We start from the raw sequence: 22179 nt of genomic DNA, 5'->3' as shown, positions 1-22179 counted from the left end.
CCGCCGTTACGGATTGCGGAGCAGGGAAACGATCGCTTACAGCCGGTGTTGCGGGCGCTCGCTATGCTGGGTTTCATATTGAACCCGAGCAGGTGAACCCGATGAAGAAGACCCTTTTGCTGATTGCCGGCGTCGCCGTGTTGTTGAGCGGCTGTATCGTGGTGCCTGACGGTGGTGGGTATTACGGTGGTGGCGGGTATTACCATCACCGGCATTGGGATTGAGGCAGGATGACGACCTTGTACTGACGAGGTTACTGAAAGAGAAGGGCGGGACAACCCCGCCCCTTGCTCATGATGACCGCCAGCGTTAGCGTCCGTTGCGCAGGTCACGACGCATAACTCTAGCCAATCTCGCCTCGGCCGCGTCGATCAGAAAGGAATAGAGATGATCGATCCACCGCACGCGCCGATGCACCACCCTTGGCCAGGACCGCGATGGTCCTTGTAGTCCGGGTGGTTGTACCCGGCCAAACGATCCCAACTGGGCGTCTGCACATAGATCACCAGATTGCCATCCGGCTGGAATGCGAACAAGGCATTGCCATTTCCGCCCGTGTTGGTTTTCCAAATCGGTGTGCCTGCATCGTTATACAACACGAAATTCCCGTCGTTCTGCATCCATGCAGACGTCACACCTTTGCCTGCCGTACCGGTGTTCCAAATCGCAGCGCCATTCTTGTACAGCACCAAGTTCCCATCGGCCTGCAGAATGAAAAAGTACTGTCCGATCGTATAGCTCACCCCAGCCGTCAACTTGGTGTTCGGGTAAAGGACACGAGCCTCGTTTGATTGCATACTCGAAACATCGCTCGTCTTGCTGTCCCAAATAGGACGCATCCAGTAGAAGACAATATTTCCGTCATCCTGAACATTCAGAAATGAGTTGGAGCGCTCCGTCTTGACTACCCAGATCGGACGATTATCATCGGTATAAAGCACGAAATTCCCGTCCGGCTGCATAACCGCACGTGTCACACCTTTTCCGTTGGTTTTTGCTTGCCAGACAGCCTGACCGTTGGATGCGTAGAGAACCAGGTTCCCATCTGATTTCTGCAGCGTCAGACAATATTGATTGTTATCAGAGCACACCGACTGCCCTGCCCACATCGTAACACCAGGCTCGAGACGCTTTGCAAATGCAAGCGATTGAAAAACCAAGAAAATAAAAGCAAAAGCAGACAGCTTTTTCACGCATTCCCCCGGAATCAGTTGAGTTTGATAATTCTCTTCCTTCTTCACATCAACCTGCGCGACGCAATCCTACATTTGTTCACACAAATGAAGCAAGATTTTTATCGCACGCGTGAGATTCCGAAATCCACCATACATTTCTGCTCAAGGCGCAACCTGATCGCTCGGCGTGATTAATTCACTTTTCGATACAGTTTATCTTCATAATTTCGAAAAGCTGGCAATGACGAATTCACGCCGTTGCGAAGAATGTCCGTCGCAGCACCGACACTGGATAAAGGACAGACACCGACTTCGCCAAACGACTCCGGCCCCCTCGGGCTACGGCATCACTTCCCGATACAAAACCTGCTGAAAATCACCCCCAGCAGATCATCCGAAGTGAACTCCCCGGTAATCGAATTGAGTTGCTCCTGCGCGAGCCGCAGTTCCTCGGCAAACAGATCGAGCGACTGAGCGCGTTGCTCCGCATGATCCGCCGCCTGCGCGAGATGCTCCTGCGCGGCCCGCAGCGCGATCAGATGCCGCTCCCGCGCGAGATACACACCTTCCGCCCCGGCCTGCCACCCGGCGATCCGCAGCAGCTCCGCGCGCAGCATGTCGATCCCGTCGCCGCGCTTCGCCGACAGATGCACCTCGGTCAGGTCGCCCTCCGCCGCCGGATGCTCGACGCACGCCGCCACGCCGGTCAGGTCCGTCTTGTTCAGCACGCGTACCACCGGCACGCCGCCCGGAAACCGCGCGGCAATCGTCTCGTCATCCGCCGTCATCCCGGTGCGCGAATCCAGCAGATGCAGCACGACGTCCGCCCGCTCGATCTCGCTCCACGTGCGCGCAATGCCGATCCGCTCGACCTCGTCCTCCGTCTCGCGCAACCCGGCCGTATCGATGATGTGCAGTGGAATCCCTTCGACCTGGATCGTCTGCGCAACCTTGTCGCGCGTCGTGCCCGCGATCGGCGTAACGATCGCCAGCTCCGCGCCGGCCAGCGCGTTCAGCAGCGACGACTTGCCGACGTTCGGCTGCCCCGCGAGCACGACCGACAATCCTTCGCGCAACAACGCGCCCTGTCGCGCATCACCCAGCACGTGCGCGAGCTGCGCGCGAATCTTCGCGAGCTTGCCGCGCGCGTCGGCCGCCTCCAGGAAATCGATCTCCTCTTCCGGAAAATCGAGCGTCGCCTCGACCAGCATCCGCAGCGTGATCACGTCGTCGACGAGCGCATGGATCTGCCGCGAGAATGCGCCGTCGAGCGAGCGCCCGGCCGAACGCGCGGCCGCCTCGGTGCTCGCCTCGATCAGGTCGGCAACGGCCTCGGCCTGCGCGAGATCGAGCTTGTCGTTCAGAAACGCGCGTCGCGTGAATTCGCCGGGCTCCGCGAGCCGCAGCCCGAAACCTCGCCCCGCATCCAGGCAGCGCTGCAGCAGCAGCTGCATCACGATCGGCCCGCCGTGCCCCTGCAGCTCGAGCACGTGCTCGCCGGTGTACGAATGCGGCGCCGGGAAATACAGCGCGATCCCGCGGTCGAGCGGCGCGCCGTGCTCGTCAAGGAACGGCACGTAGCTTGCATGGCGCGGCGCGAGCTTCTGCCCGCACAACGCGTCGATCAGCGGCAATGCGGCCGCCTCGCCGGCGCGCCCGAACGATACACGGACGACCCCGATGCCACCCCGGCCGGCAGCAGTGGCAATGGCGACGATCGGATCGGAATCGGTAGCGAGCATGGGAATCGGTTGAATCGGGTGATCAGTGAGTATGGTGCGCCCGCGCAACAGTTCGGGCATCGGAACGCCGGCATTGTAGCGTGCCGGCTCACACGCCATCGGTCGCCACGCTGGATTCGGACGCGCCCGAATTTATCCCGCCGGGGATAAGCCAAGTATCAGTCCGGCGCAATGTCACAGTCACCGTTTCGGACGAGTATGCCTGCTGGAGCGGCCCAACACTGTGGCCCTCAATTTTGCCCCCCACTCCGATCGAGATCGGGATTCGTCTGAACGAGATACGTTTAGCCCGAATGGTTGTCTGAAACGTGGTGGTGGAATTGCACAATCTCCCCCATGCCGACATCCGAAGAAAAAGCCGCGTTCTCGGAACGCCTGAAATTCGCCCTGCGGCGCAGCCCGGAGAAGATCACCGGTGCGACCGAACTGGCGAACCGATTCAATCTGCGCCACCGCGGAGCGCAACCCGTTTCGCCGCAAACCGCGCATAAGTGGCTGACGGGTCGCACGATTCCGACGTCGGACAAACTCGCCACGCTCGCCGAATGGCTGCGCGTCGAACTCCACTGGTTGCATTACGGCCCGTCGCCGAGCGTGATCGAACATCCGACGCCGCAACCGCTGCCGCGCGACGAGCGCTATCCGCCGACGCCCGAGACGATCGAACTCGCGTCGAAGATCGAAGCGTTGTCGCCGCATCATCGCTACCTCGTGCAGGAACTGGTCGAGCAGTTCTACGGCGACTCGGGCGAATCGAAGAAAGGCTGAACCGGCACCGCAAAAGCAAAAAGCCGCATGGCGCGAACCATGCGGCTTTTTTTGCGTGCATCGCGGGCGGCTCGCCGCCCGCGTGTGCAACGGGCGTCAGGCCGGTTTCTTCTTGGCCCCGCCGAGCTTGCGCGTGATGTAGTACTGCTGTGCGATCGACAGCACGTTGTTCACGACGTAGTACAGCACGAGGCCGGCCGGGAAGAAGAAGAACATCACCGAGAACGCGATCGGCATGAACTTCATCATCTTCGCCTGGACCGGGTCCGGCGGGGTCGGGTTCAGGCTCGTCTGCACGTACATCGACACGGCCATCAGCACCGGCAGGATGAAGAACGGATCGCGCTGCGACAGGTCGTGAATCCACAGAACCCACGGCGCGCCGCGCATTTCGACCGAGGCGAGCAGCACCCAGTACAGCGAGATGAACACCGGGATCTGGATCACGACCGGCAGGCAGCCGCCGAACGGATTGACCTTCTCGGTCTTGTACAGCTCCATCAGCGCGGCGTTCATCTTCTGCGGATCGCTCTTGAAGCGTTCGCGCAGCGCCTGCATGCGCGGCGTGATTTCCTTCATGCGCGCCATCGACTTGTAGCTCGCAGCCGACAGCGGGAAGAACACCGCCTTGATCAGGATCGTGAGCAGCACGATCGACCAGCCCCAGTTGCCGATGTAGCCGTGGATCTTCTCGAGCAGCCAGAACAGCGGCTTCGCGATGATCGTCACCCAGCCGTAGTCCTTCACGAGTTCCAGGCCCGGCGCGATGCCTTCGAGCATGCGCTCCTCTTCCGGACCGGCGAACAGGCGTGCCTGCACGTCGGCCGACTGGCCCGGCGCGATCGCGGCGACCGGCTGCTTCACGCCGACGCGGTACAGCGTCGGATCGATCTTTTCAGCGTAGATGTCGCGCTTCACGCCCTGCTGCGGAATCCAGGCCGACGCGAAGTAGTGCTGCACCATCGCGACCCAGCCGTTGTCGGCGGAGGTCACGTAGTCGGCCTTGTTCTTGTCGAGGTCGCTGAAGTTGATCTTCTGGAAGTGCTTCGCGTCCGTGTAGACCGCCGGCCCGAGGAACGTATGCGAGAACATCGGCGTTTCGACGGCCGTGTTGTCGCGCACCAGTTCCATGTAGACCGTCGGCGTGACAGGTGCCGTGCCGACGTTGTCGATCTTGGTGTCGACGCCGATCACGTAGCTGCCGCGCGTGAACGTGTAGGTCTTCACGACCTTCACGCCGCCCTTCACCGGCGATTCGAACGACAGCTTCAGCGCGTTCTGGTCGCCCGTCAGCGACGTCGAGCCGGGATTCAGCTGCGTGTAGACGTCGTTGTGGTTCGGGAAATCGCCGCCGAGCAGGCCCGAGCGTGCGAGATACGTATGGCCGGCCGTGTGGTCGAACAGCGTGATGTACAGGTCGGGCTGCTTGCCGTCGCCCTGCTTCTTCAGCGTCAGCTTCGCGAGCGTGCCGCCGCGCGTGTCGATTTCGCCGTCATAGACGTCGGTCGAGAACTTCACGAGCTGCGCCTGGGCGGCCGGAGCAGTGGTCGACGGGGCGGCGCCGGCTGCGGCGGCAGGCACTTCACCTGCGGTCGTCGTCGCGCCCGTGCCCGATGCACCGCCGGCAGCGGCCGCGGGGGCCGTCTGCGTGGCGCTCGGGAAGAACATCGACGGGCGTCCATGGGACCGCTGCCAGTTGTCGTACAGCATGACAGCTGACATGAAGAAGATCACCCATAGGACGGTGCGTTTGATATCCATGCGTTGTCTCAGAGTCGATGGGACCGCGCGTCGGCTTCGCCGCGAGCGCGAGTGTCGGAGTTGGGCGGCGGGACGAGGTCGATGCCGCCCGCGGAAAACGGATGGCATCGGCACACGCGCCTGACGGCGAGATACGTGCCGCGCGCGGCGCCATGATACTGGATTGCCTCGCGCGCGTAATCCGAACAGGAAGGATAAAAACGGCAACGGTTGCCGAGCATCGGGCTCACGGCAACCTTGTAGAAGCGCAGCAAGGCGATCAATACCGTTTCCATACCTTGGGCGGCGCCGTTCGACGCCGCGTCAAAACCGGCCGGGCAGGCGCGAACGCCGCACCGGGCACGGATGCGTCACTCGGACGCGGGCTTCGACGCACGGCGGGCGATTTCCCGGACTGCCCTGTCGAGCAGCTCGCGGATCTCGGCCGCGCACATCGCCGCGAGCGGGGCGGAAGCCGCGCTCGGCAGCGCTTTCTTGTCGAAGCGCGTGTGCTGCCGCAGCAGCAGGTCGTAACCGGCGAACTCGGCCCGGCGCAAGCGAAACGCATCGCGCGCCAGCCGCTTCACGAGGTTACGTGTTACCGCACGCGGCGCATACTTCTTGCCGACGACGAGCCCCAGACGCGCGGGCTGACCGGTCGGCTTGCCGTAAATCACGAAGTGCGCGGAGCGCCGCCAGGGGCGCAAACGAAAAACGGATGAAAATTCATCCGTTTTCAGAAGTCGCGCAGCTTTCGGGAAGGCGGCTTTCGTCTGCGACGGATTCGCACCCGGCTCGACGGCACCTTCCGCAGGACTGCGGACGGCGGACACAGCGCGCAACCTGCCTTAGATGGCGAGGCGCTTGCGGCCCTTCGCGCGGCGAGCGTTGATGACCTTGCGGCCACCTGCCGTCTTCATGCGGACACGGAAGCCATGGGTGCGCTTGCGGCGCGTCACGGACGGTTGGTAAGTACGTTTCATGATGTTCTCACTTGTTCGAGAATGTCGAAATTCAGGGGACCGCGTGCCCTTAACCGTAGGCATTCGGGCGAACGCAATCGCCGGGAATACAGGATTGGTTTTCGCGGAACCCGCTATTTAAACCGTTTTTCTCTTGACGGTCAATACTTTAGGAGTCGCTCGCCTGTGCCGGCCCGCACCGATCCGGCCCCGCGACCCACAATCCCGGCCTGTGGATAACTCGCGCTGTGGTCGCGTTTGGCGGTAGAATCTCGCCTTATCTCCAAGAATCCCGCACGCCGCCTCGGCTCGCGCCTGCCCCTCCAACACTGTGACGCAGGCGTCCGAGGCACGCTCGCACGACCGCTTCGGGCCTTGTTGCGCAACCGCGACAAGGGCGCCTGCGAGCCGCGCTGTGCACGCAAAAAACGACAGTTACTTGATGAACGATTTCTGGCAACACTGTTCCGCACTGCTGGAGCGCGAGCTGACGCCCCAGCAGTACGTGACGTGGATCAAACCCTTGGCCCCGGTGGCCTTCGATGCGTCGGCGAACACGCTGTCCATCGCCGCGCCGAACCGCTTCAAGCTGGACTGGGTCAAGAGCCAGTTTTCGGGACGGATCTCCGATCTGGCCCGCGAATTCTGGAACACGCCGATCGAAGTCCAGTTCGTCCTCGATCCCAAGGCAGGCATGCGCAGTGCCGCGGCCGGCGCCGCATCGGGCGCAGCCGCCCCGCGTGCGCCGCTCGCACCGAGCGGCCCGGCCGCCACGGTGGCCGCGATCGCCGCCAACCTGGCCGCGAACGCCGGCGCTGCGCCCACAGCGCCGGCCGACGTGCCGATGACGCCGTCGGCAGCCGCCGCGCACCACCTGAACGCCGACGACGCCGACATCGACCTGCCGAGCCTGCCCGCGCACGAAGCGGCCGCCGGCCGCCGCACTTGGCGGCCGGGCCCCGGTGCCGCACCCGCGAACGGCGGTGAAGCCGATTCGATGTACGAGCGTTCGAAGCTGAACCCCGTGCTCACGTTCGACAACTTCGTGACCGGCAAGGCGAACCAGCTCGCGCGCGCCGCCGCGATCCAGGTCGCGGACAACCCGGGCATCTCGTACAACCCGCTGTTCCTGTACGGCGGCGTCGGCCTCGGCAAGACCCACCTGATCCACGCGATCGGCAACCAGCTGCTGCTCGACAAGGCCGGCGCGCGGATCCGCTACATCCATGCGGAACAGTACGTGTCCGACGTGGTGAAGGCGTACCAGCGCAAGGCGTTCGACGACTTCAAGCGCTACTACCACTCGCTCGACCTGCTGCTGATCGACGATATTCAATTCTTCTCGGGCAAATCGCGCACGCAAGAGGAATTCTTCTACGCGTTCGAGGCGCTGGTCGCGAACAAGGCGCAGGTGATCATCACCAGCGACACGTATCCGAAGGAAATCTCGGGCATCGACGATCGCCTGATCTCGCGCTTCGACTCGGGCCTCACCGTCGCCATCGAGCCGCCCGAGCTGGAAATGCGCGTCGCGATCCTGATGCGCAAGGCGCAGTCGGAAGGCGTGAATCTCTCGGAAGACGTCGCGTTCTTCGTCGCGAAGCATCTACGCTCGAACGTGCGCGAACTCGAAGGCGCGCTGCGCAAGATCCTCGCGTATTCGAAGTTCCACGGCCGCGAGATCTCGATCGAGCTGACCAAGGAAGCGCTGAAGGACCTGCTGACCGTGCAGAACCGGCAGATTTCGGTCGAGAACATCCAGAAGACCGTCGCCGACTTCTACAACATCAAGGTCGCGGACATGTACTCGAAGAAGCGCCCCGCGAACATCGCGCGGCCGCGACAGATTGCGATGTATCTCGCGAAGGAACTCACGCAGAAGAGCCTGCCGGAAATCGGCGAGCTGTTCGGCGGGCGCGATCACACCACCGTGCTGCACGCGGTGCGCAAGATCGCCGACGAGCGCAGCAAGGACGCGCAGCTCAACCACGAGCTGCACGTGCTGGAACAGACGCTGAAGGGCTGAGCGCGCGGCGCGCTTGATAATTCGGCCTCCGCCCCAATTTAAGGGGGGCGGTTCGGTTTTGAGGCACAATACTGGTTTGACCGCCCCGGTGGTGGCGGGCCAAGAGCCCGGCCGGCGGGGCGCTGCGAGGCTGCTGCGCTGCAGGCCGTTACTCAACGAAGGAACTCTATGCAACTGGTCAAGACCGAACGAGACACCCTCCTCAGGCCGCTGCAAACGGTCAGCGGCATCGTCGAACGCCGCCATACGTTGCCGATCCTCGCCAACCTGCTGATCACCAAGAACGGCCCGGACGTTTCATTCCTGTCGACCGACCTGGAGCTGCAGATCACCACGCGCGCCGATTTCGGCGTCGGCGGCGACCAGGTCGCGACCACCGTCGCAGCCCGCAAGCTGCTCGACATCCTGCGCGCGATGCCTGACGGCCAGGTCACGCTGTCGCTCGCCGACAAGCGCCTCACCGTTCAATCGGGCAAGAGCCGTTTCGCACTGCAGACGCTGGCGGCCGACGAGTTCCCGACCGTCGCGCAGGCGAAGGATTTCGGCGCCACGCTCACCGTCCCGCAGAAGTCGTTCCGCCAGTTGCTCGGCATGGTCCACTTCGCGATGGCGCAGCAGGACATCCGCTACTACCTGAACGGCATGCTGCTCGTCGTCGACGGCGACCAGCTGATGGCCGTGGCCACCGACGGCCACCGCCTCGCGTTCTCGTCGATGAAGCTCGAAGGCGGCACGTTCGGCCGCCAGGAAGTCATCGTGCCGCGCAAGACGATTCTCGAGCTGCAGCGCCTGCTCGAGGACATCGACGACACCGTCACCATCGACATCGCGCAAACCCAGGCCAAGTTCACGTTCGGCCAGGTCGAGCTCGTGTCGAAACTCGTCGAGGGCAAGTTCCCCGACTTCCAGCGCGTGATCCCGAAGGCGCACAAGAACACGTTCGAGATCGGCCGTGAAGAACTGCAGCGCTCGCTGCAGCGCGCGGCGATCCTGACCTCGGACAAGTTCAAGGGCGTGCGCTGCATCATCGCGCCGGGCCAGCTGAAGATCATGTCGACCAACGCCGATCAGGAAGAGGCGCAGGAAGAACTCGAAATCGCCTACCAGGGCGATACCGTCGACATCGGCTTCAACGTCACGTATCTGCTCGACGTGCTCGCGAACCTGAAGGTCGACACCGTGCAGGTGAGCCTCGGCGACGCCAGCTCGAGCGCGCTGATTACCGTGCCCGAGAACGACGAGTTCAAGTATGTCGTGATGCCGATGCGCATCTGACGCGCACGACATCAAGACACACACCAGGGGGCGGCAAGCCCCTTTGGCGTTTTTATGGCGAACCGACAACCCGCCCTTTTAGTGCCTTTTCGGCACTTGGGCGGGCCAGGAAACTGGAGCGGCCCGGCGATTTCCTTCGCTGAAACGCACCGCGCCGCCACCTGAGTGGCCTCGCAGAACCGGAAGATATCCATGAGTGAACAGCACAATTCGCAACCCGATAACAGCAGCTACGGCGCCTCGTCGATCCAGATCCTCGAAGGTCTGGAAGCGGTGCGCAAGCGCCCCGGGATGTACATCGGCGACACGTCTGACGGCACCGGTCTGCACCACCTCGTGTTCGAGGTGCTCGACAACTCGATCGACGAAGCGTTGGCCGGGTACTGCAACGACATCCACGTGACGATTCACGCCGACAACTCGATTTCCGTGACCGACAACGGCCGCGGGATCCCGACCGACGTGAAGATGAACGACAAGCACGAGCCGAAGCGCAGTGCCGCCGAGATCGTGATGACCGAGCTGCACGCCGGCGGCAAGTTCGACCAGAACAGCTACAAGGTGTCGGGCGGCCTGCACGGCGTGGGCGTGTCGTGCGTGAACGCGCTGTCGAGCTGGCTGCGCCTCACCGTGCGCCGCGACGGCAAGAAGCGGTTCATGGAGTTCCACCGCGGCGTCGCGCAGGATCGCGTGCTCGAGGTGGTGGACGGCGTGGAAGTGTCGCCGATGCTCGTGACCGGCGACACCGAGAACCGCGGCACCGAAGTGCACTTCATGGCAGATCCGACCATTTTCGGTACGGTCGAGTATCACTACGACATCCTCGCGAAGCGGATGCGTGAACTCTCGTTCCTGAACAACGGCGTGCGGATTCGTTTGACCGACCTGCGTTCGGGCAAGGAAGACGATTTCGCGTTCGCCGGCGGTGTGAAGGGCTTCGTCGAGTACATCAACAAGACGAAGACCAACCTGCACCCGACGGTGTTCTTCGCCAACGGCGAGAAGGACGGCGTGGGCGTCGAAGTCGCGATGCAGTGGAACGACAGCTACAACGAGAACGTGCTGTGCTTCACGAACAACATTCCGCAGCGCGACGGCGGCACGCACCTGACCGGCCTGCGGGCCGCGATGACGCGCGTCATCAACAAGTACATCACCGACAACGAAATCGCGAAGAAGGCGAAGGTCGAGACGACCGGCGACGACATGCGCGAAGGGCTGTCGTGCGTGCTTTCCGTGAAGGTGCCGGAGCCGAAGTTCAGCTCGCAGACGAAGGACAAGCTGGTTTCGTCCGAGGTTCGTGCGCCGGTTGAGGAAGTTGTGGCGAAGGCGCTGGAAGAGTTCCTGCTGGAAACGCCGATCGACGCGAAGATCATCTGCGGGAAGATTGTTGAAGCTGCTCGGGCGCGGGATGCTGCGCGGAAGGCGCGTGAGATGACGCGACGCAAGGGCGTGCTCGACGGCGTTGGTCTGCCGGGCAAGCTCGCGGACTGCCAAGAGAAAGACCCGGCGAAGTGCGAAATCTACATCGTCGAGGGTGACTCGGCAGGTGGATCGGCCAAGCAAGGACGTGACCGCAAGTTCCAGGCGATCCTGCCGCTGCGCGGCAAGGTGCTGAACGTCGAGAAGGCGCGCTACGACAAGCTGCTGTCGTCGGAGCAGATCGTCACGCTCGTGACCGCGCTTGGGTGCGGGATCGGCAAGGAAGATTACAACCTCGACAAGCTGCGCTATCACCGCATCATCATCATGACCGACGCGGACGTCGACGGTGCGCACATCCGGACGCTGCTGCTCACGTTCCTCTATCGCCAGATGCCGGACATGATCGAGCGCGGGTACGTGTATATCGCGCAGCCGCCGCTTTACAAGATCAAGGCGGGCAAGGACGAGCGGTATCTGAAGGATGACGTGGAGCTCAACGCGCATATGCTGCGGTTGGCGCTGCAAGGGTCGGAGCTGGTGCCGGGTGAGAATGCTGCGGCGATTTCTGGGGATGCGCTTGGGGAGCTGGCAAGGTCGTATCTGCTGTCGCAGAGCGTGATCGATCGGTTGAGCCGGTTGTATGATCCGGCTGCGCTGGAAGCCGTTATGGACGGTGTGGTGATCGATCTTTCCAATGAGGAGTCGACCGAGGCTTCGGCTAAGGCGCTGCACGCTGCGTTGCATGATGAAGCGCTGAAGAACGAAGTGCGGGTTGTGCCTTCGTATGACGCGGTTCGCGAACAGCGGGCGCTGCATGTCGAGCGCACGCATCACGGCAACGTGCGCGTTTCGGTCATCGACCAGGAATTCCAGCACACGGCGGATTATCAGCAGCTCGTGACCACCGCGAATACGTTCAAGGGGCTTATTGGGGAAGGTGCGGTCATCAAGCGCGGTGAGCGCAGCATGGCTGTCGCGGACTTCAAGAGTGCGATGAAGTGGCTGCTGGCGGATGCTGAACGCAATGTCTCGAAGCAACGCTATAAGGGGCTGGGGGAGATGAACCCCGAGCAGCTGTGGGAAACGACGATGGATCCGGCCGTGCGGCGGTTGCTGCGTGTGCAGATCGAGGATGCGATTGCTGCGGACGGGATCTTTACTACCCTCATGGGGGATGACGTCGAGCCGCGGCGGGCGTTTATCGAGTCGAATGCGTTGCGGGCGGGGAATATCGACGTTTGAGGCAATCGTAAGCCGTAGGGCGCCAGAGTATGTGCGACTGGCGCCACAGTTTTGCGACTGAGTGACTAAGTTGGTGCGATTAACCTACCTGTCATACGCCATGTTGGACGAGAGTCCAGCCGCAGAATCATAATCCGCGGGTCGGGGGCTCGAGTCCCTGGTTCGCCACCAAATTTTTCTGCTGCAGCATCGAGGGCTTAGCTTCAGCTAGGCCCTTTTTGTTTTGCTCAAATCAGGCAGCTTCGTGGCCTTTGAAAAAAATTGCCATAGCTCCATGGCGACATCTTTACCTTAGCCAGCAAGCTGCTGCGGCCCGACACCGGCCCCATGGATTTCACTTGGAGGCTCCGTCGCGGCGAACACCACCAATCGCTGACGTTTTTGGCGCGCGCAAATCGTCCGCAAGAGATATCGACCTTGTAACGCACATTCGATAACTGCACCATCCCTCACGGCTCAGCCGAGAATTCTGAAAGACCATCATTTCAAGTTCGCTCTGGGCCATGCTTACGGAGTTATAACGATGCGCCGGACAAGTAGCTCACCAGCTCATCCGTGATGCCGGTCGCCCCGCTCCTGCCTCCCAATGTTATCCGCGACAGTCGGTCTCACTTCCTCACACTTCCCTCGGCACCGAACGAAAAATATTCATCCACACGCGGTTGAGAAGTATTATTTTATCGTTTGGAGTGTCGTGGCAAACAACCACAATACGGGGCGTGCGATGAGATTAGAATCAGTTTCAATAAAAAACTTCCGTTGCTACCAAGATGAAGTGACGGTGTCGATCGGCGATCTGACGACTTTCGTCGGAAAAAACGATATTGGAAAATCATCGATTCTGGAGGCGCTGGAAATATTCTTCAACAACGACACGGTAAAGATCGAGCAAAGCGACGCCAACATCTACAGTGGCGACCCGTTCGTATCGATCACCTGCGAATTCTCCGACCTGCCTGACAAGCTGACGCTCGATGCTGGCGCGGACACTACGCTTTCGGATGAGCACCTACTCTCTATTGCAGGTACATTGAAAATCCAAAAGATTTTTGATTGCAACAAGAAGACACCTAGCTGCGAAGTTTTCATCCTTGCCCATCACCCCACGGCTGCTGGCGTCGCAGACTTGCTCGATCTGAAGGAAAAAGACCTTCAGAAACTAATCAAGGACCAGAAGCTCGACGTCGCGTTGAAGGGTAATCCCGGTATGCGTCAAGCCCTTTGGGCTGCAGCAGGTAACCTGGAGTTGAAAGAGGTTGCGCTGCCGGTGTCGAAGCCGAAGGAAGACAGCAAGCGAATCTGGGATCAGCTGGAAAACTACTTACCGATGTACGCGCTATTTCAGAGTGATCGGAGTAGCCGCGATTCCGACGGTGAGGTACAAAATCCGATGAGAGCAGCCGTCGCCGCGGCCATCGCGGAAGTGCAAGACGACATCAATCGCATACAAGCCAAGGTGCAGGAAAAGGCTGAGTTGATTGTCGCAAGCACACACGAGGCACTGAAGACCATCGATCCCGGCTTGGCCAAGGAGCTGACGCCGCAATTTACGCCCCCGACAGCGGCCAAATGGACGGGACTATTTGCGGTTGGCATGGACACCGACGATGGCATTCCGCTAAACAAGCGCGGTAGCGGTGTTCGCCGCCTAGTACTGGTCAGTTTTTTCAAAGCAGAAGCTGAACGCCGCCTGAAGACCGGCACAAGTCGCAGCATCATCTATGCGATCGAGGAACCCGAAACGGCGCAGCACCCAAACAATCAGCGCATTCTCATCGAATCGTTCAAAACGCTCGCTTCGGAGATCGGCTGTCAGATGGTACTGACAACACACAGTCCCGGCTTTGCGTCCGAATTGCCGACGGCGAGCATAAGGTTCGTAACTCGAGTGGACGGGCGCCCCGCGATCCAAGAGGGTAGCGACGTATTCGATCAGGTCGCCAAGACACTTGGTGTCGTACCAGATAGTCGCGTGAAAGTGCTGTTTTGCGTGGAAGGACCAACCGACGTTTCCGCGTTCAAACATCTAAGCCGAGCACTGCATGAAGTCGACAATACCATTCCGGATTTGAGTGCCGATGACCGCGTAGCCTTTGTTTTACTCGGCGGATCAACGCTGAAGCATTGGGTTTCAGAGCATTATCTTCGCGCCCTCAATCGTAGGGAGGTGCATATCTACGATAACGACGTTCCGAAATATGCCGATTCTGTAGCCGCAATAAACGAGCGTGGCGACGGCTCTTGGGCCACACTGACAAACAAACACGAAATTGAATGCTACTTGCATACCGATGCAATCCGGGAAGCATTCGACGTCGAGATCGTCGTTGTCGATCAACCGACCAACGACGGGAAAGCCGTACCAAAGCTTTTTGCGGAAGCTTTCTTTGCCAAACAAAATACAGATGCCGTGATGTCTGATACGAAAGCCAAGCAGCGACTCGCGGATAAGGCGTTTTCGAAGATGACAGCAGCTCGACTTGCCGAGCGAGATCCAAATGGCGAGGTAATCGCTTGGCTCCGTCGCATCGGAGAAATGCTTTAACCGAAGATCTGGAGATTATAAATGGGAAGCATCATTTTCGATCCGCATACCTTGGCGGACTCTCTTTCAGAAACAGCTGGATATAAGGCGGGCCTTACTTTGTCAGTTGAAGGGTTATGCGACACGCTCACCGGAACATCTTTTCCCGACACTATTCGCGCATCCGAAACAAGCGCCGTGCGCATTCGCTCAGAGGACTATGAGGATTTATTCTACGCACTTCTTGACGCCATCGGATTTACAGAGGAACGGTACGGTGGGTTCGCGCACGATTCCGCCAAACTTTTTCATAAATACAAAAAAGAATCTCTGAAGGAATATGAGGGGGCGCTGGAGATCTTTACACGACTCTGGCCAAAAATCACAGAAGAAGCGAGATCGAAAGGGGGCTCAATCGATCCAAGTCCGATTGTGCTGGAGGCGTACCATCAATTTGGAAAATTAGGCGCTCAGATTGCAATCGAATATATCGACGTATTCGATAGAGCCCTTCGTCTGTATCCGCACTCAGGGCCTCGATACGTAGAATGGGCGTATGCCCTATCCTTAGACGGATTATTCACCGGCACCGATCTCCCCCCGGAAGTAGGCACATATATCGACCAGAGATATATCAATTTTCTTTATAAAAATCCAGAAAAATTAGGAGAAATGCACTGGAGGAAATTCGAGGAACTCACATCGGAATTCTTTGTCCGCGAGGGATTTCGCGTTGAAATAGGGCCTGGAAGCAATGATGATGGAGTCGACGTTCGCATTTGGAATGCGGATGAAAGAAAGGATAACCCACCACTTTGTCTTGTGCAATGCAAGCGTACCAAAGCGAAGATCGAAAAGGTAGTGGTTAAGGGGTTATATGCCGATGTCCTTTTTGAAGAGGCAACGCAGGGATTGATTGTTACCACTTCCGAGCTGAGCCCTGGCGCTCGGGCATCGATCACAACGAGAGGATATCCCATCGAAGAAGTTAATCAAGAAGGCGTAAAGACATGGCTTTCTGCACTTCGCGTCCCAGGGACCGGAATTGTACGAGTCTGATCGTTGGTGGTGCGCGCTACGCGGCAGACATCGCAATTTTTTTGCAGAAAACCGATCCGCAAATGCCGCGTGTTATAAAGTCACGACGAGGCCCGAACTCAGCTCCCATGCAGTGGGCCTCGACGAGCCTTTGCCTCTCAAGGAACATTCGTGCCCAAAAAGAACGCATCAAAAGTTGATCTGTCCTTGGACAAGAAAGTCATCAAACCTCTTTACCTTGCGCGGGATGCGCTTGGCTTATGACAAGCTCAACGCCAGACATTGATGTCGCCCAGCTCTTCTATGACGGAATCTGGGGTTCGGAACATCATAAAAAACTGAACGCGATCGGCAATGAGTTGGACAAAGTTAGATGCTACGCGGACGAGATGGTTGTGGGTGATCTATTTTCACAGACGGTAGTTTACCTCGCGGCAAGTGCCTATTTCGCAGGCCTCGTTCCGATTGTTCAAATCGAAAGCGCATTGTTTGTCGAAAAAGAGTTTAGGAACGAATATGCCTACGCTCTCGCCGTTAGGGCTTACATTGAGGTCGCAGGACGACTCCACAAAGGTATGCGATTGTGGCGTCAATACAAATTAAAATCGACAACCCTAGAAGAGCTAAGGGCAGGCGTTCAGCGTTTGATGGCGAAATACCAGCCAACTGAGAAGTCGCCAGGCGGCATGTTCGAGGGAAACGGCTTCAACGTCATGACCCTCGTAAAATCGTTAGAAGACAAGATTCCTACGATCGTGGACATCTACGGAAACATTTCCAGCTACGTCCATGGCGGTTTTGAGGAACAGATGCTCACGCGAAAAATATCGTGGATTTCCGACCTCAAACGAGAGGACAACCCTATCTTGGCGTCTTACGAAAAGACGTCAGTGCAACTGCGGGATGTCGCGTTTGACGACTTCGCAGAGCTACTACGAATCACCCGGCCGCTAAGGGAACGATACGATGCGAGGCATAAGGACGATGCTTGATGCCCAACAGACGTAAAAGAAGCTCCCGCTATCGCTTCGATCGAACACTCAACGATTAAAGCGATAGGATTAAGACACTTGATCCGATCCTGCTGGGACGGCTCTGCCAGGCGCTCCGCCTCGACGTCCGAGACCGGCGGTTGCACAGATGGTTCGGCAGCAGATCGGTCGGGAACTCGGGGCACGAGCTGTGAAGGTGACAGCGGTCGATCCGGAAAGCTGGGGTCACACGCTGCGCAAGCGCTCGGAGCGACGCCCTATGCATTCAATCATCACCTGGAACATCCGAGACGGGCATCGCTACTTTTGCAGCAAGTCCCCCAGAAATTCCGACCCCGGCTTCACCGCTGAGACATGCAATTGATCACGAGCACGGGTGCAAGCCACATACAGCAACTGGCGCTCAGTGTTGAAGATTTCGGTCAGCTCGGGCTCGTCGGTGGCAGTGTCGATACGCACCTGTGAAGGAATGATTTCATCATCGCAGGCCATCACCGCGACCACGCGGAATTCCATGCCCTTGGCCAAATGCATGGTGGTGATGCTGACGAAGCCCTCTTCCGTCGCCATGTCCTTGCCAAGCACGCGGCCCTGCAAGCCAGCGGCCTTTACTGCCGCCTGGGCCCGAGAGAGTTCGCTTTCCGATCGGACGAAGACGCCGATCTCCTGCGCCAGCACGCCACTGTTGTTACATTGCTTCAACCACACGCCAACGGCTTGGCTTTCCGCCTCGACATCGGCATAGCTGCAGACGGTCGGCTCCGGGCCATTGAACACGGAAATCGTGCCCTTGCGGCTTTCGACGTTTCCATCCACATCGGATACCTCGGACCCGAGCAGACGGTCGGCTTGCGAGCGAATCTGGTGTGAGGTGCGGTAATTGATATGGAGCGTACGCGAACGACCACGCACATCAACGCCCTGATGTTTCCACGAGAACGGCGTCTGGAAGATGCGTTGGCCGAGATCGCCGGCGAAGAAGAGTGCATTGGCGCGGTTGCCGGCAATCGCTGCGAGAAAGCGCAATTGTTGCACGCTGATGTCCTGCGCCTCGTCCACCACGATGTAATCGAATAGCGGATGCTTGCGCTTGGCCATAACTTCGGCCAGCTTGGCGAACATTTCGGCGGCTGTAATCTTGTCGGCCTGCTTCAATTGCTCCTTCACCTGGGCAAACACCTGCCAATACAAGGCGCGCTGTACTTCCGGCAGGCGCGTCTTGCGGCCCAGCCGCTTTGCGTCGCGATAAGCCTCCCAGCCATCGACCTGCCAGGTATCCACCACATCATCCCATTCGGACAGCAGGAACGCAGCATTGGCTTTCAGACCATCGACCTGCGCGGCAGCGGCCCTCAGTAGTGTGGAAATCTCATCGCGGCCAGCTAATGCCGGCTTGCCGAATTCCACCGAATACAAGCGAATACCGATAGCCTCCATCGCTGCCACATCGATGCGTTCGCCAAGCTTGGGGGTATTCCAGATTAGCCGGTACAGATTGCCGCGCAGCGCATTGGCAAGCGTGTCGGAAAACGTGCAGAGCAGCACGCGCGCGTCCTCGTCCTTACGCGCCAGGTGTACTGCTCGGTGCAAGGCCACAACGGTCTTGCCGGTGCCAGCTGAACCGGACACGCGCGCCGCACCATTGTAATTTCGATCGACCAGTTGACGCTGAGCCGGATGCAGGAACACCGTCCACTTGTCCCAAGGATACTCCAGGGCTCGGGCCAACTCGTCCATATCGGACATGACGCGGAAGCGACGTTGCGCGTCCGGATGCTGGAATGGATCAGCCCCCTTGTCCGCCACTTCGGACAACATCGGCGTGCCACCGGTTGCGAGTTCCAGCAGGGCTTCAGCCGCTTCGCCGGGCAGATGGGCAGCCAGTTCCAGCAGCGAATCCTCATCGGCCGCCTTTACGTCGGCCAGCCATTCCTGCGGCACGCCATAGACCAGCAGTTGTGCGTCGCTGTACTTTGCGAACAATTTCAGCTTCTGCTGCGCGGCCGGCGCCCTGTCTTCGACGTACTTTGGAACGAGGACTTCTTCGACGCGCTCGCGAATCTCGACGAGCTGCGCTGCGCCGGTGGTCGGATGCACTTCGAGCTTGCGTCGCTCAGCCCATTGATAGGCTCTGTCGTGGTGATCGACGTAGCACAGTAGGAGGCTGCCCGCTGTCTTGTGTACGATCAAGCGGATGTCGCGACTGACGCGTACCGACCAGAAATTCGGATCTTTGGCTCTATCGAGCTTGTGGAAGCTCATGCCCTTTCCGCTCGGATCAACCTGCAGATCGAACGCTGTGGTCTTGGCAGCCTTCTGCTCATCGCCGGTCAAGCGGGCGAGGCTGGCGGTAAACGTATCGGCGATGCGGAAGTCCATCAGTTCACCCTAAATACCTTCATCACCTCATCGCCGAGGTGATTGATGACCTTCACTGCAAACCGCCCGTTGCTCGGCTTCGGAAACGGACGCGAAGTGTCGGAGTTGAGTGTCGCCCAAGCGTCGGGATCAATTTCAGCCTTGAGGGTGGTCTTCAGCGCCTTATACGGGTCGTTCGCGCCGAGGAAGTAGGCATGGCGGACGAAGAAGGACTCCTCGTTGTAGTCGGTGTCCAGGAACCAGCAAGCGATACCGTCCGCGCCGTCACTGCGTACTTCGCCGGTGCTGGGGTGGAATACGTCCACACCGTTGATGCGAACCACCAGTTGTCCGTCGGCGGGCACTTCGATGACGTCACGCTTGCCGTCGTATCGGCGGATGCTACGGCCCTGGGTGTCCAGCACATCCACGTCCGGCTCGCCGAAGATCACGAATAGGTTACCCTTGCCGGTGTTTTTCAGGTCTTCGGCCATGTGCAGATCGGCGTTCATGCGCGCCTTGAGCACGTTGATGCGGCCTAGCTTGCTGAACTCGCTGGCCGGTGCATCGTAGTTGAATGCGCACGCAATGAGCACATCGAAATTGGCATCGCCTGCCTCGCGGGCAGCATCGACCAGGTCAGCGCGAGTGACGGTACCGAATTCTGGGCCGACCAGGATGCCGGCACGCTTCACCTGCCCGTTCTCCAGGTATCGGCCTTCGGCGCAGACCAGTTCGCCCGGCCACGGCTCCAGTGAGGTGAATTCGATTTTGTCGGCCTTGTGCGCCTGCTGCACACCGGCGGTACGCAGGTTGGCCAGGATTAGGCTGGCAAAGTCCTGGCCGTATTCGGCTTGGGTCTCGGCCACCTGGTCAATCAGGTTGTCTTCCTCATCCACACCCAGCACGCGATGTGGCGACAGAGATTCCACTGTGAAGGGACCCGCCACACGCACACGCTTCTTGTCCTCGTACGGTTTGTCGTAGAGGAACTCGAACTCAGCCTTGGCGGCGATGGAGGCATCGATTTCCTGCTGGCGGACGATACGTTGTTGCCACCAGTCTGCGTGGAGCTTCTTGGCTTCCTCGTTCCACTTGGCCTCGGCTTCGCGCGGGATTTCCCATTCCTGCCACTGCTTGCCCAGTGCCTTGTTCAGGGCAGCGCGTAGCGGCTCCAGCACGGTCTGGAACCTATCCCAGATGACGTCGATCTCGACATTGTTGGCAATCGATTTCAAGGTGATGTGCGGCACGCGCTCGTAGACGAAGCCGTGCGTGATGTTTCCGTAGGTCGGTTGACTGGACGGCACACTGCGGGTGACTTCGGCTTCTTTCAACTGGCCTTCACGGGAGTCAGCCAGAAGGTAGAACGGATAACGCGCGCCCATTATGCGGGCACGCGCCAGCGCCAGCGCAACACGGCTGGTATCAATAGTGATCCAGCGACGTGCATGTTGCTCGGATACATACGCCGTTGTTCCGGAGCCACAAGTCGGATCGAGGACCAGGTCACCTGGGTCTGATGCCATCAAGATACATCTCTCGATGACTGTTGTTGCGGTCTGAACGACGTAGAGCTTTGCGTCACCAAAACCAGACTGACGGGTGTCATCCCAAATATCAGCATGCGCTTGGCAAGCGAAGTCCGAGAATGGTCGAACGAAAGCAAGCGTCTTCCCGGACGAAGTCAATCGTTGTGCCTTCCGCAGACGCTCCATGCCCACGAGGTTGGTTTTCCAGCCACCTTTACCTGGACGGAACCTGCCCCCTGCGTACTCATACTCGAATAGTGTTGTTGAACTTCCCGACTGTGACGTAATTGGATTCATACGTGCTATTCGGTTTGTATGTTTTCCCGCAGCAACAAAGCGACCATCTTCCTTGAAGTCATACCGATAGTTTGCGTCAAACTCGACTTCACGGAAAAAGAGCGGACGTCGAAACTTCAGCTTTTGCAGGTCCTTAGCAAACCAGAGGATAAAGTCTTGGGTGGTGTCTATTGCGGCAGATGCCTTCCCGGTTGTAGTTCGGAATGCAATTTGCGCTACAAAGTTTGATTCCCCGAAAACTTCGTCGAGCACTGCTCGCACTCGATGAACATTCTCCACGCCAATTTGGACAAACACGGAACCTGATTCATTCAAAAGGTCGCGAAAGACGATGACGCGGTCGCGCAGATAGGTCAGATAGGAATGGATGCCATCGCGCCACGTATCTCGGAACGCCTTGACCTGCTCCGGCTCACGCGTGATGTGCGCGGTGTTGCCGTCCTTCACATCGCGGCTGGTGGTTGACCACTGGAAATTGCTGTTGAATTTGATCCCATACGGCGGATCGAAATAAATGCACTGCACCTTGCCCCGCAACCCCTCGCGCTCGGCCAGACTCGCCATCACCTGCAGGCTGTCGCCCAGGATCATCCGGTTCTGCCAATGTCCCTCATGCTGGTAGAAATCGGTGCGATCTGCACCTTCGGGCAAGCCGTTGAAGTCACCGAATAGGTCCAGCGCGTCCTGCTGGCTCGCGACTGCTTCGCGCCGGGCTTCAGTCTCGCGGCGCAAATCGTCGATCAGTACTTTGGGCTTCACCTTTTCCTGGATATAGAGCGGCGGCGCATTGACGACCAGGTCAGACCAGTCCTGTTGATCCTTTCCGCGCCATATGAGTTGTGGGTCAAGGTCGCGGTTAAGCCGCTGTTGGAATTCCGGGGAAACATTGCCCGCATCATGCAGGGCGCACAGTTCCTCTAGCCATTGCCGGTTGGCTCGCGGGTAGGTCACCTGCACGGGCGCCTGCTCGTGCTGCTGCATCACGGACTGATGCTCGACGGTCGGAATGTTCTTGCGTTTGGCGTCGGTATGCGTGATCTGCTCGATGCTCTTGCCGGTCATCTGCGTTTTCTTGGTCGCCAT

At 59.3% G+C, this 22179-nt stretch carries 16 protein-coding genes; 8 read left to right on the top strand and 8 right to left on the bottom strand.

Annotated features, from left to right (window positions below; translation table 11 throughout):
* The first annotated feature begins 101 nt into the window (after positions 1 to 101).
* Complete coding sequence (locus DPV79_RS43660; RefSeq protein WP_021157980.1) at positions 102 to 224, top strand: hypothetical protein; 123 nt, start codon at positions 102 to 104, stop codon at positions 222 to 224.
* A 147-nt stretch (positions 225 to 371) separates the two neighbouring features.
* Here the strand turns inward: DPV79_RS43660 and DPV79_RS21620 are convergent, their stop codons facing one another.
* Complete coding sequence (locus tag DPV79_RS21620; RefSeq protein ID WP_244321793.1) at positions 372 to 1241, bottom strand: curculin (mannose-binding) lectin; 870 nt, start codon at positions 1239 to 1241, stop codon at positions 372 to 374.
* Between the two features lie 281 nt (positions 1242 to 1522).
* The gene (mnmE, locus tag DPV79_RS21615; protein WP_060048190.1) at positions 1523 to 2917 is read right to left on the bottom strand and encodes a tRNA uridine-5-carboxymethylaminomethyl(34) synthesis GTPase MnmE; all 1395 of its coding nucleotides are present in this window, start codon (positions 2915 to 2917) and stop codon (positions 1523 to 1525) included.
* Between the two features lie 336 nt (positions 2918 to 3253).
* Here mnmE and DPV79_RS21610 point away from each other — a divergent pair, with 336 nt between their 5' ends.
* Positions 3254 to 3685 (top strand): helix-turn-helix domain-containing protein, encoded by a 432-nt coding sequence (locus DPV79_RS21610; RefSeq protein ID WP_021157984.1) that lies wholly within the window; start codon positions 3254 to 3256, stop codon positions 3683 to 3685.
* Positions 3686 to 3781: 96 nt separating this feature from the next.
* Here DPV79_RS21610 and yidC read toward each other — a convergent pair whose 3' ends face one another.
* The 4 genes from yidC to rpmH all read right to left on the bottom strand — a co-directional run bounded on the left by yidC (position 3782) and on the right by rpmH (position 6408).
* A complete protein-coding gene (gene yidC / locus DPV79_RS21605; RefSeq protein WP_027788804.1) occupies positions 3782 to 5446 on the bottom strand; it encodes a membrane protein insertase YidC in 1665 nt (554 codons plus the stop codon).
* Positions 5447 to 5454: 8 nt separating this feature from the next.
* Positions 5455 to 5721 (bottom strand): membrane protein insertion efficiency factor YidD, encoded by a 267-nt coding sequence (yidD, locus tag DPV79_RS21600; protein WP_006750110.1) that lies wholly within the window; start codon positions 5719 to 5721, stop codon positions 5455 to 5457.
* 75 nt (positions 5722 to 5796) lie between these two features.
* Positions 5797 to 6258, bottom strand: coding sequence for a ribonuclease P protein component (gene rnpA, locus DPV79_RS21595; protein WP_021157986.1), 462 nt, complete (start codon positions 6256 to 6258; stop codon positions 5797 to 5799).
* Between the two features lie 15 nt (positions 6259 to 6273).
* On the bottom strand, positions 6274 to 6408 hold the full coding sequence (rpmH, locus tag DPV79_RS21590; RefSeq protein WP_004198824.1) for a 50S ribosomal protein L34: 135 nt from the start codon (positions 6406 to 6408) through the stop codon (positions 6274 to 6276).
* A gap of 421 nt (positions 6409 to 6829) precedes the next feature.
* On the opposite strand from rpmH, the gene dnaA reads away from it, so the two are divergent.
* The 6 genes from dnaA to DPV79_RS21560 all read left to right on the top strand — a co-directional run bounded on the left by dnaA (position 6830) and on the right by DPV79_RS21560 (position 16909).
* On the top strand, positions 6830 to 8413 hold the full coding sequence (gene dnaA, locus DPV79_RS21585) for a chromosomal replication initiator protein DnaA (RefSeq protein WP_059487903.1): 1584 nt from the start codon (positions 6830 to 6832) through the stop codon (positions 8411 to 8413).
* A gap of 168 nt (positions 8414 to 8581) precedes the next feature.
* A complete protein-coding gene (gene dnaN, locus DPV79_RS21580) occupies positions 8582 to 9688 on the top strand; it encodes a DNA polymerase III subunit beta (RefSeq protein ID WP_006756934.1) in 1107 nt (368 codons plus the stop codon).
* Positions 9689 to 9880: 192 nt separating this feature from the next.
* The gene (gene gyrB / locus DPV79_RS21575) at positions 9881 to 12355 is read left to right on the top strand and encodes a DNA topoisomerase (ATP-hydrolyzing) subunit B (protein ID WP_011546516.1); all 2475 of its coding nucleotides are present in this window, start codon (positions 9881 to 9883) and stop codon (positions 12353 to 12355) included.
* Between the two features lie 694 nt (positions 12356 to 13049).
* Positions 13050 to 14900 (top strand): ATP-binding protein, encoded by a 1851-nt coding sequence (locus DPV79_RS21570; protein ID WP_244321792.1) that lies wholly within the window; start codon positions 13050 to 13052, stop codon positions 14898 to 14900.
* Positions 14901 to 14921: 21 nt separating this feature from the next.
* Positions 14922 to 15938 (top strand): restriction endonuclease, encoded by a 1017-nt coding sequence (locus tag DPV79_RS21565; RefSeq protein WP_113046438.1) that lies wholly within the window; start codon positions 14922 to 14924, stop codon positions 15936 to 15938.
* A 239-nt stretch (positions 15939 to 16177) separates the two neighbouring features.
* Positions 16178 to 16909 (top strand): hypothetical protein, encoded by a 732-nt coding sequence (locus DPV79_RS21560; protein WP_113046437.1) that lies wholly within the window; start codon positions 16178 to 16180, stop codon positions 16907 to 16909.
* 300 nt (positions 16910 to 17209) lie between these two features.
* Here the strand turns inward: DPV79_RS21560 and DPV79_RS21555 are convergent, their stop codons facing one another.
* Together DPV79_RS21555 and DPV79_RS21550 are read right to left on the bottom strand one after the other, a co-directional pair.
* Entirely contained in the window at positions 17210 to 19288 is a 2079-nt protein-coding gene (locus DPV79_RS21555) for a UvrD-helicase domain-containing protein (protein ID WP_113046436.1), read from the bottom strand.
* Positions 19288 to 22179: a DNA methyltransferase gene (locus tag DPV79_RS21550; protein WP_113046435.1), complete on the bottom strand. Its 2892-nt coding sequence runs from the start codon at positions 22177 to 22179 to the stop codon at positions 19288 to 19290. Before DPV79_RS21550 ends, DPV79_RS21555 begins: the two co-directional genes overlap by 1 nt.

The sequence above is a fragment of the Burkholderia reimsis genome, assembly GCF_003294055.1.
GTDB lineage: Bacteria > Pseudomonadota > Gammaproteobacteria > Burkholderiales > Burkholderiaceae > Burkholderia > Burkholderia cepacia.
Note: the sequence above shows the minus strand (reverse complement) of the source record. Positions and strands in the feature narration are given on the sequence as shown.

Excerpts from the sequence above, each read along its gene's own strand:
- DPV79_RS43660 (WP_021157980.1), top strand. The coding sequence starts at position 102 with ATGAAGAAGACCCTTTTGCTGATTGCCGGCGTCGCCGTGTTGTTGAGC.
- mnmE (WP_060048190.1), bottom strand. The coding sequence starts at position 2,917 with ATGCTCGCTACCGATTCCGATCCGATCGTCGCCATTGCCACTGCTGCC.
- DPV79_RS21610 (WP_021157984.1), top strand. The coding sequence starts at position 3,254 with ATGCCGACATCCGAAGAAAAAGCCGCGTTCTCGGAACGCCTGAAATTC.
- yidC (WP_027788804.1), bottom strand. The coding sequence starts at position 5,446 with ATGGATATCAAACGCACCGTCCTATGGGTGATCTTCTTCATGTCAGCT.
- yidD (WP_006750110.1), bottom strand. The coding sequence starts at position 5,721 with ATGGAAACGGTATTGATCGCCTTGCTGCGCTTCTACAAGGTTGCCGTG.
- rpmH (WP_004198824.1), bottom strand. The coding sequence starts at position 6,408 with ATGAAACGTACTTACCAACCGTCCGTGACGCGCCGCAAGCGCACCCAT.
- dnaA (WP_059487903.1), top strand. The coding sequence starts at position 6,830 with ATGAACGATTTCTGGCAACACTGTTCCGCACTGCTGGAGCGCGAGCTG.
- dnaN (WP_006756934.1), top strand. The coding sequence starts at position 8,582 with ATGCAACTGGTCAAGACCGAACGAGACACCCTCCTCAGGCCGCTGCAA.
- gyrB (WP_011546516.1), top strand. The coding sequence starts at position 9,881 with ATGAGTGAACAGCACAATTCGCAACCCGATAACAGCAGCTACGGCGCC.
- DPV79_RS21565 (WP_113046438.1), top strand. The coding sequence starts at position 14,922 with ATGGGAAGCATCATTTTCGATCCGCATACCTTGGCGGACTCTCTTTCA.
- DPV79_RS21560 (WP_113046437.1), top strand. The coding sequence starts at position 16,178 with ATGACAAGCTCAACGCCAGACATTGATGTCGCCCAGCTCTTCTATGAC.
- DPV79_RS21555 (WP_113046436.1), bottom strand. The coding sequence starts at position 19,288 with ATGGACTTCCGCATCGCCGATACGTTTACCGCCAGCCTCGCCCGCTTG.
- DPV79_RS21550 (WP_113046435.1), bottom strand. The coding sequence starts at position 22,179 with ATGGCGACCAAGAAAACGCAGATGACCGGCAAGAGCATCGAGCAGATC.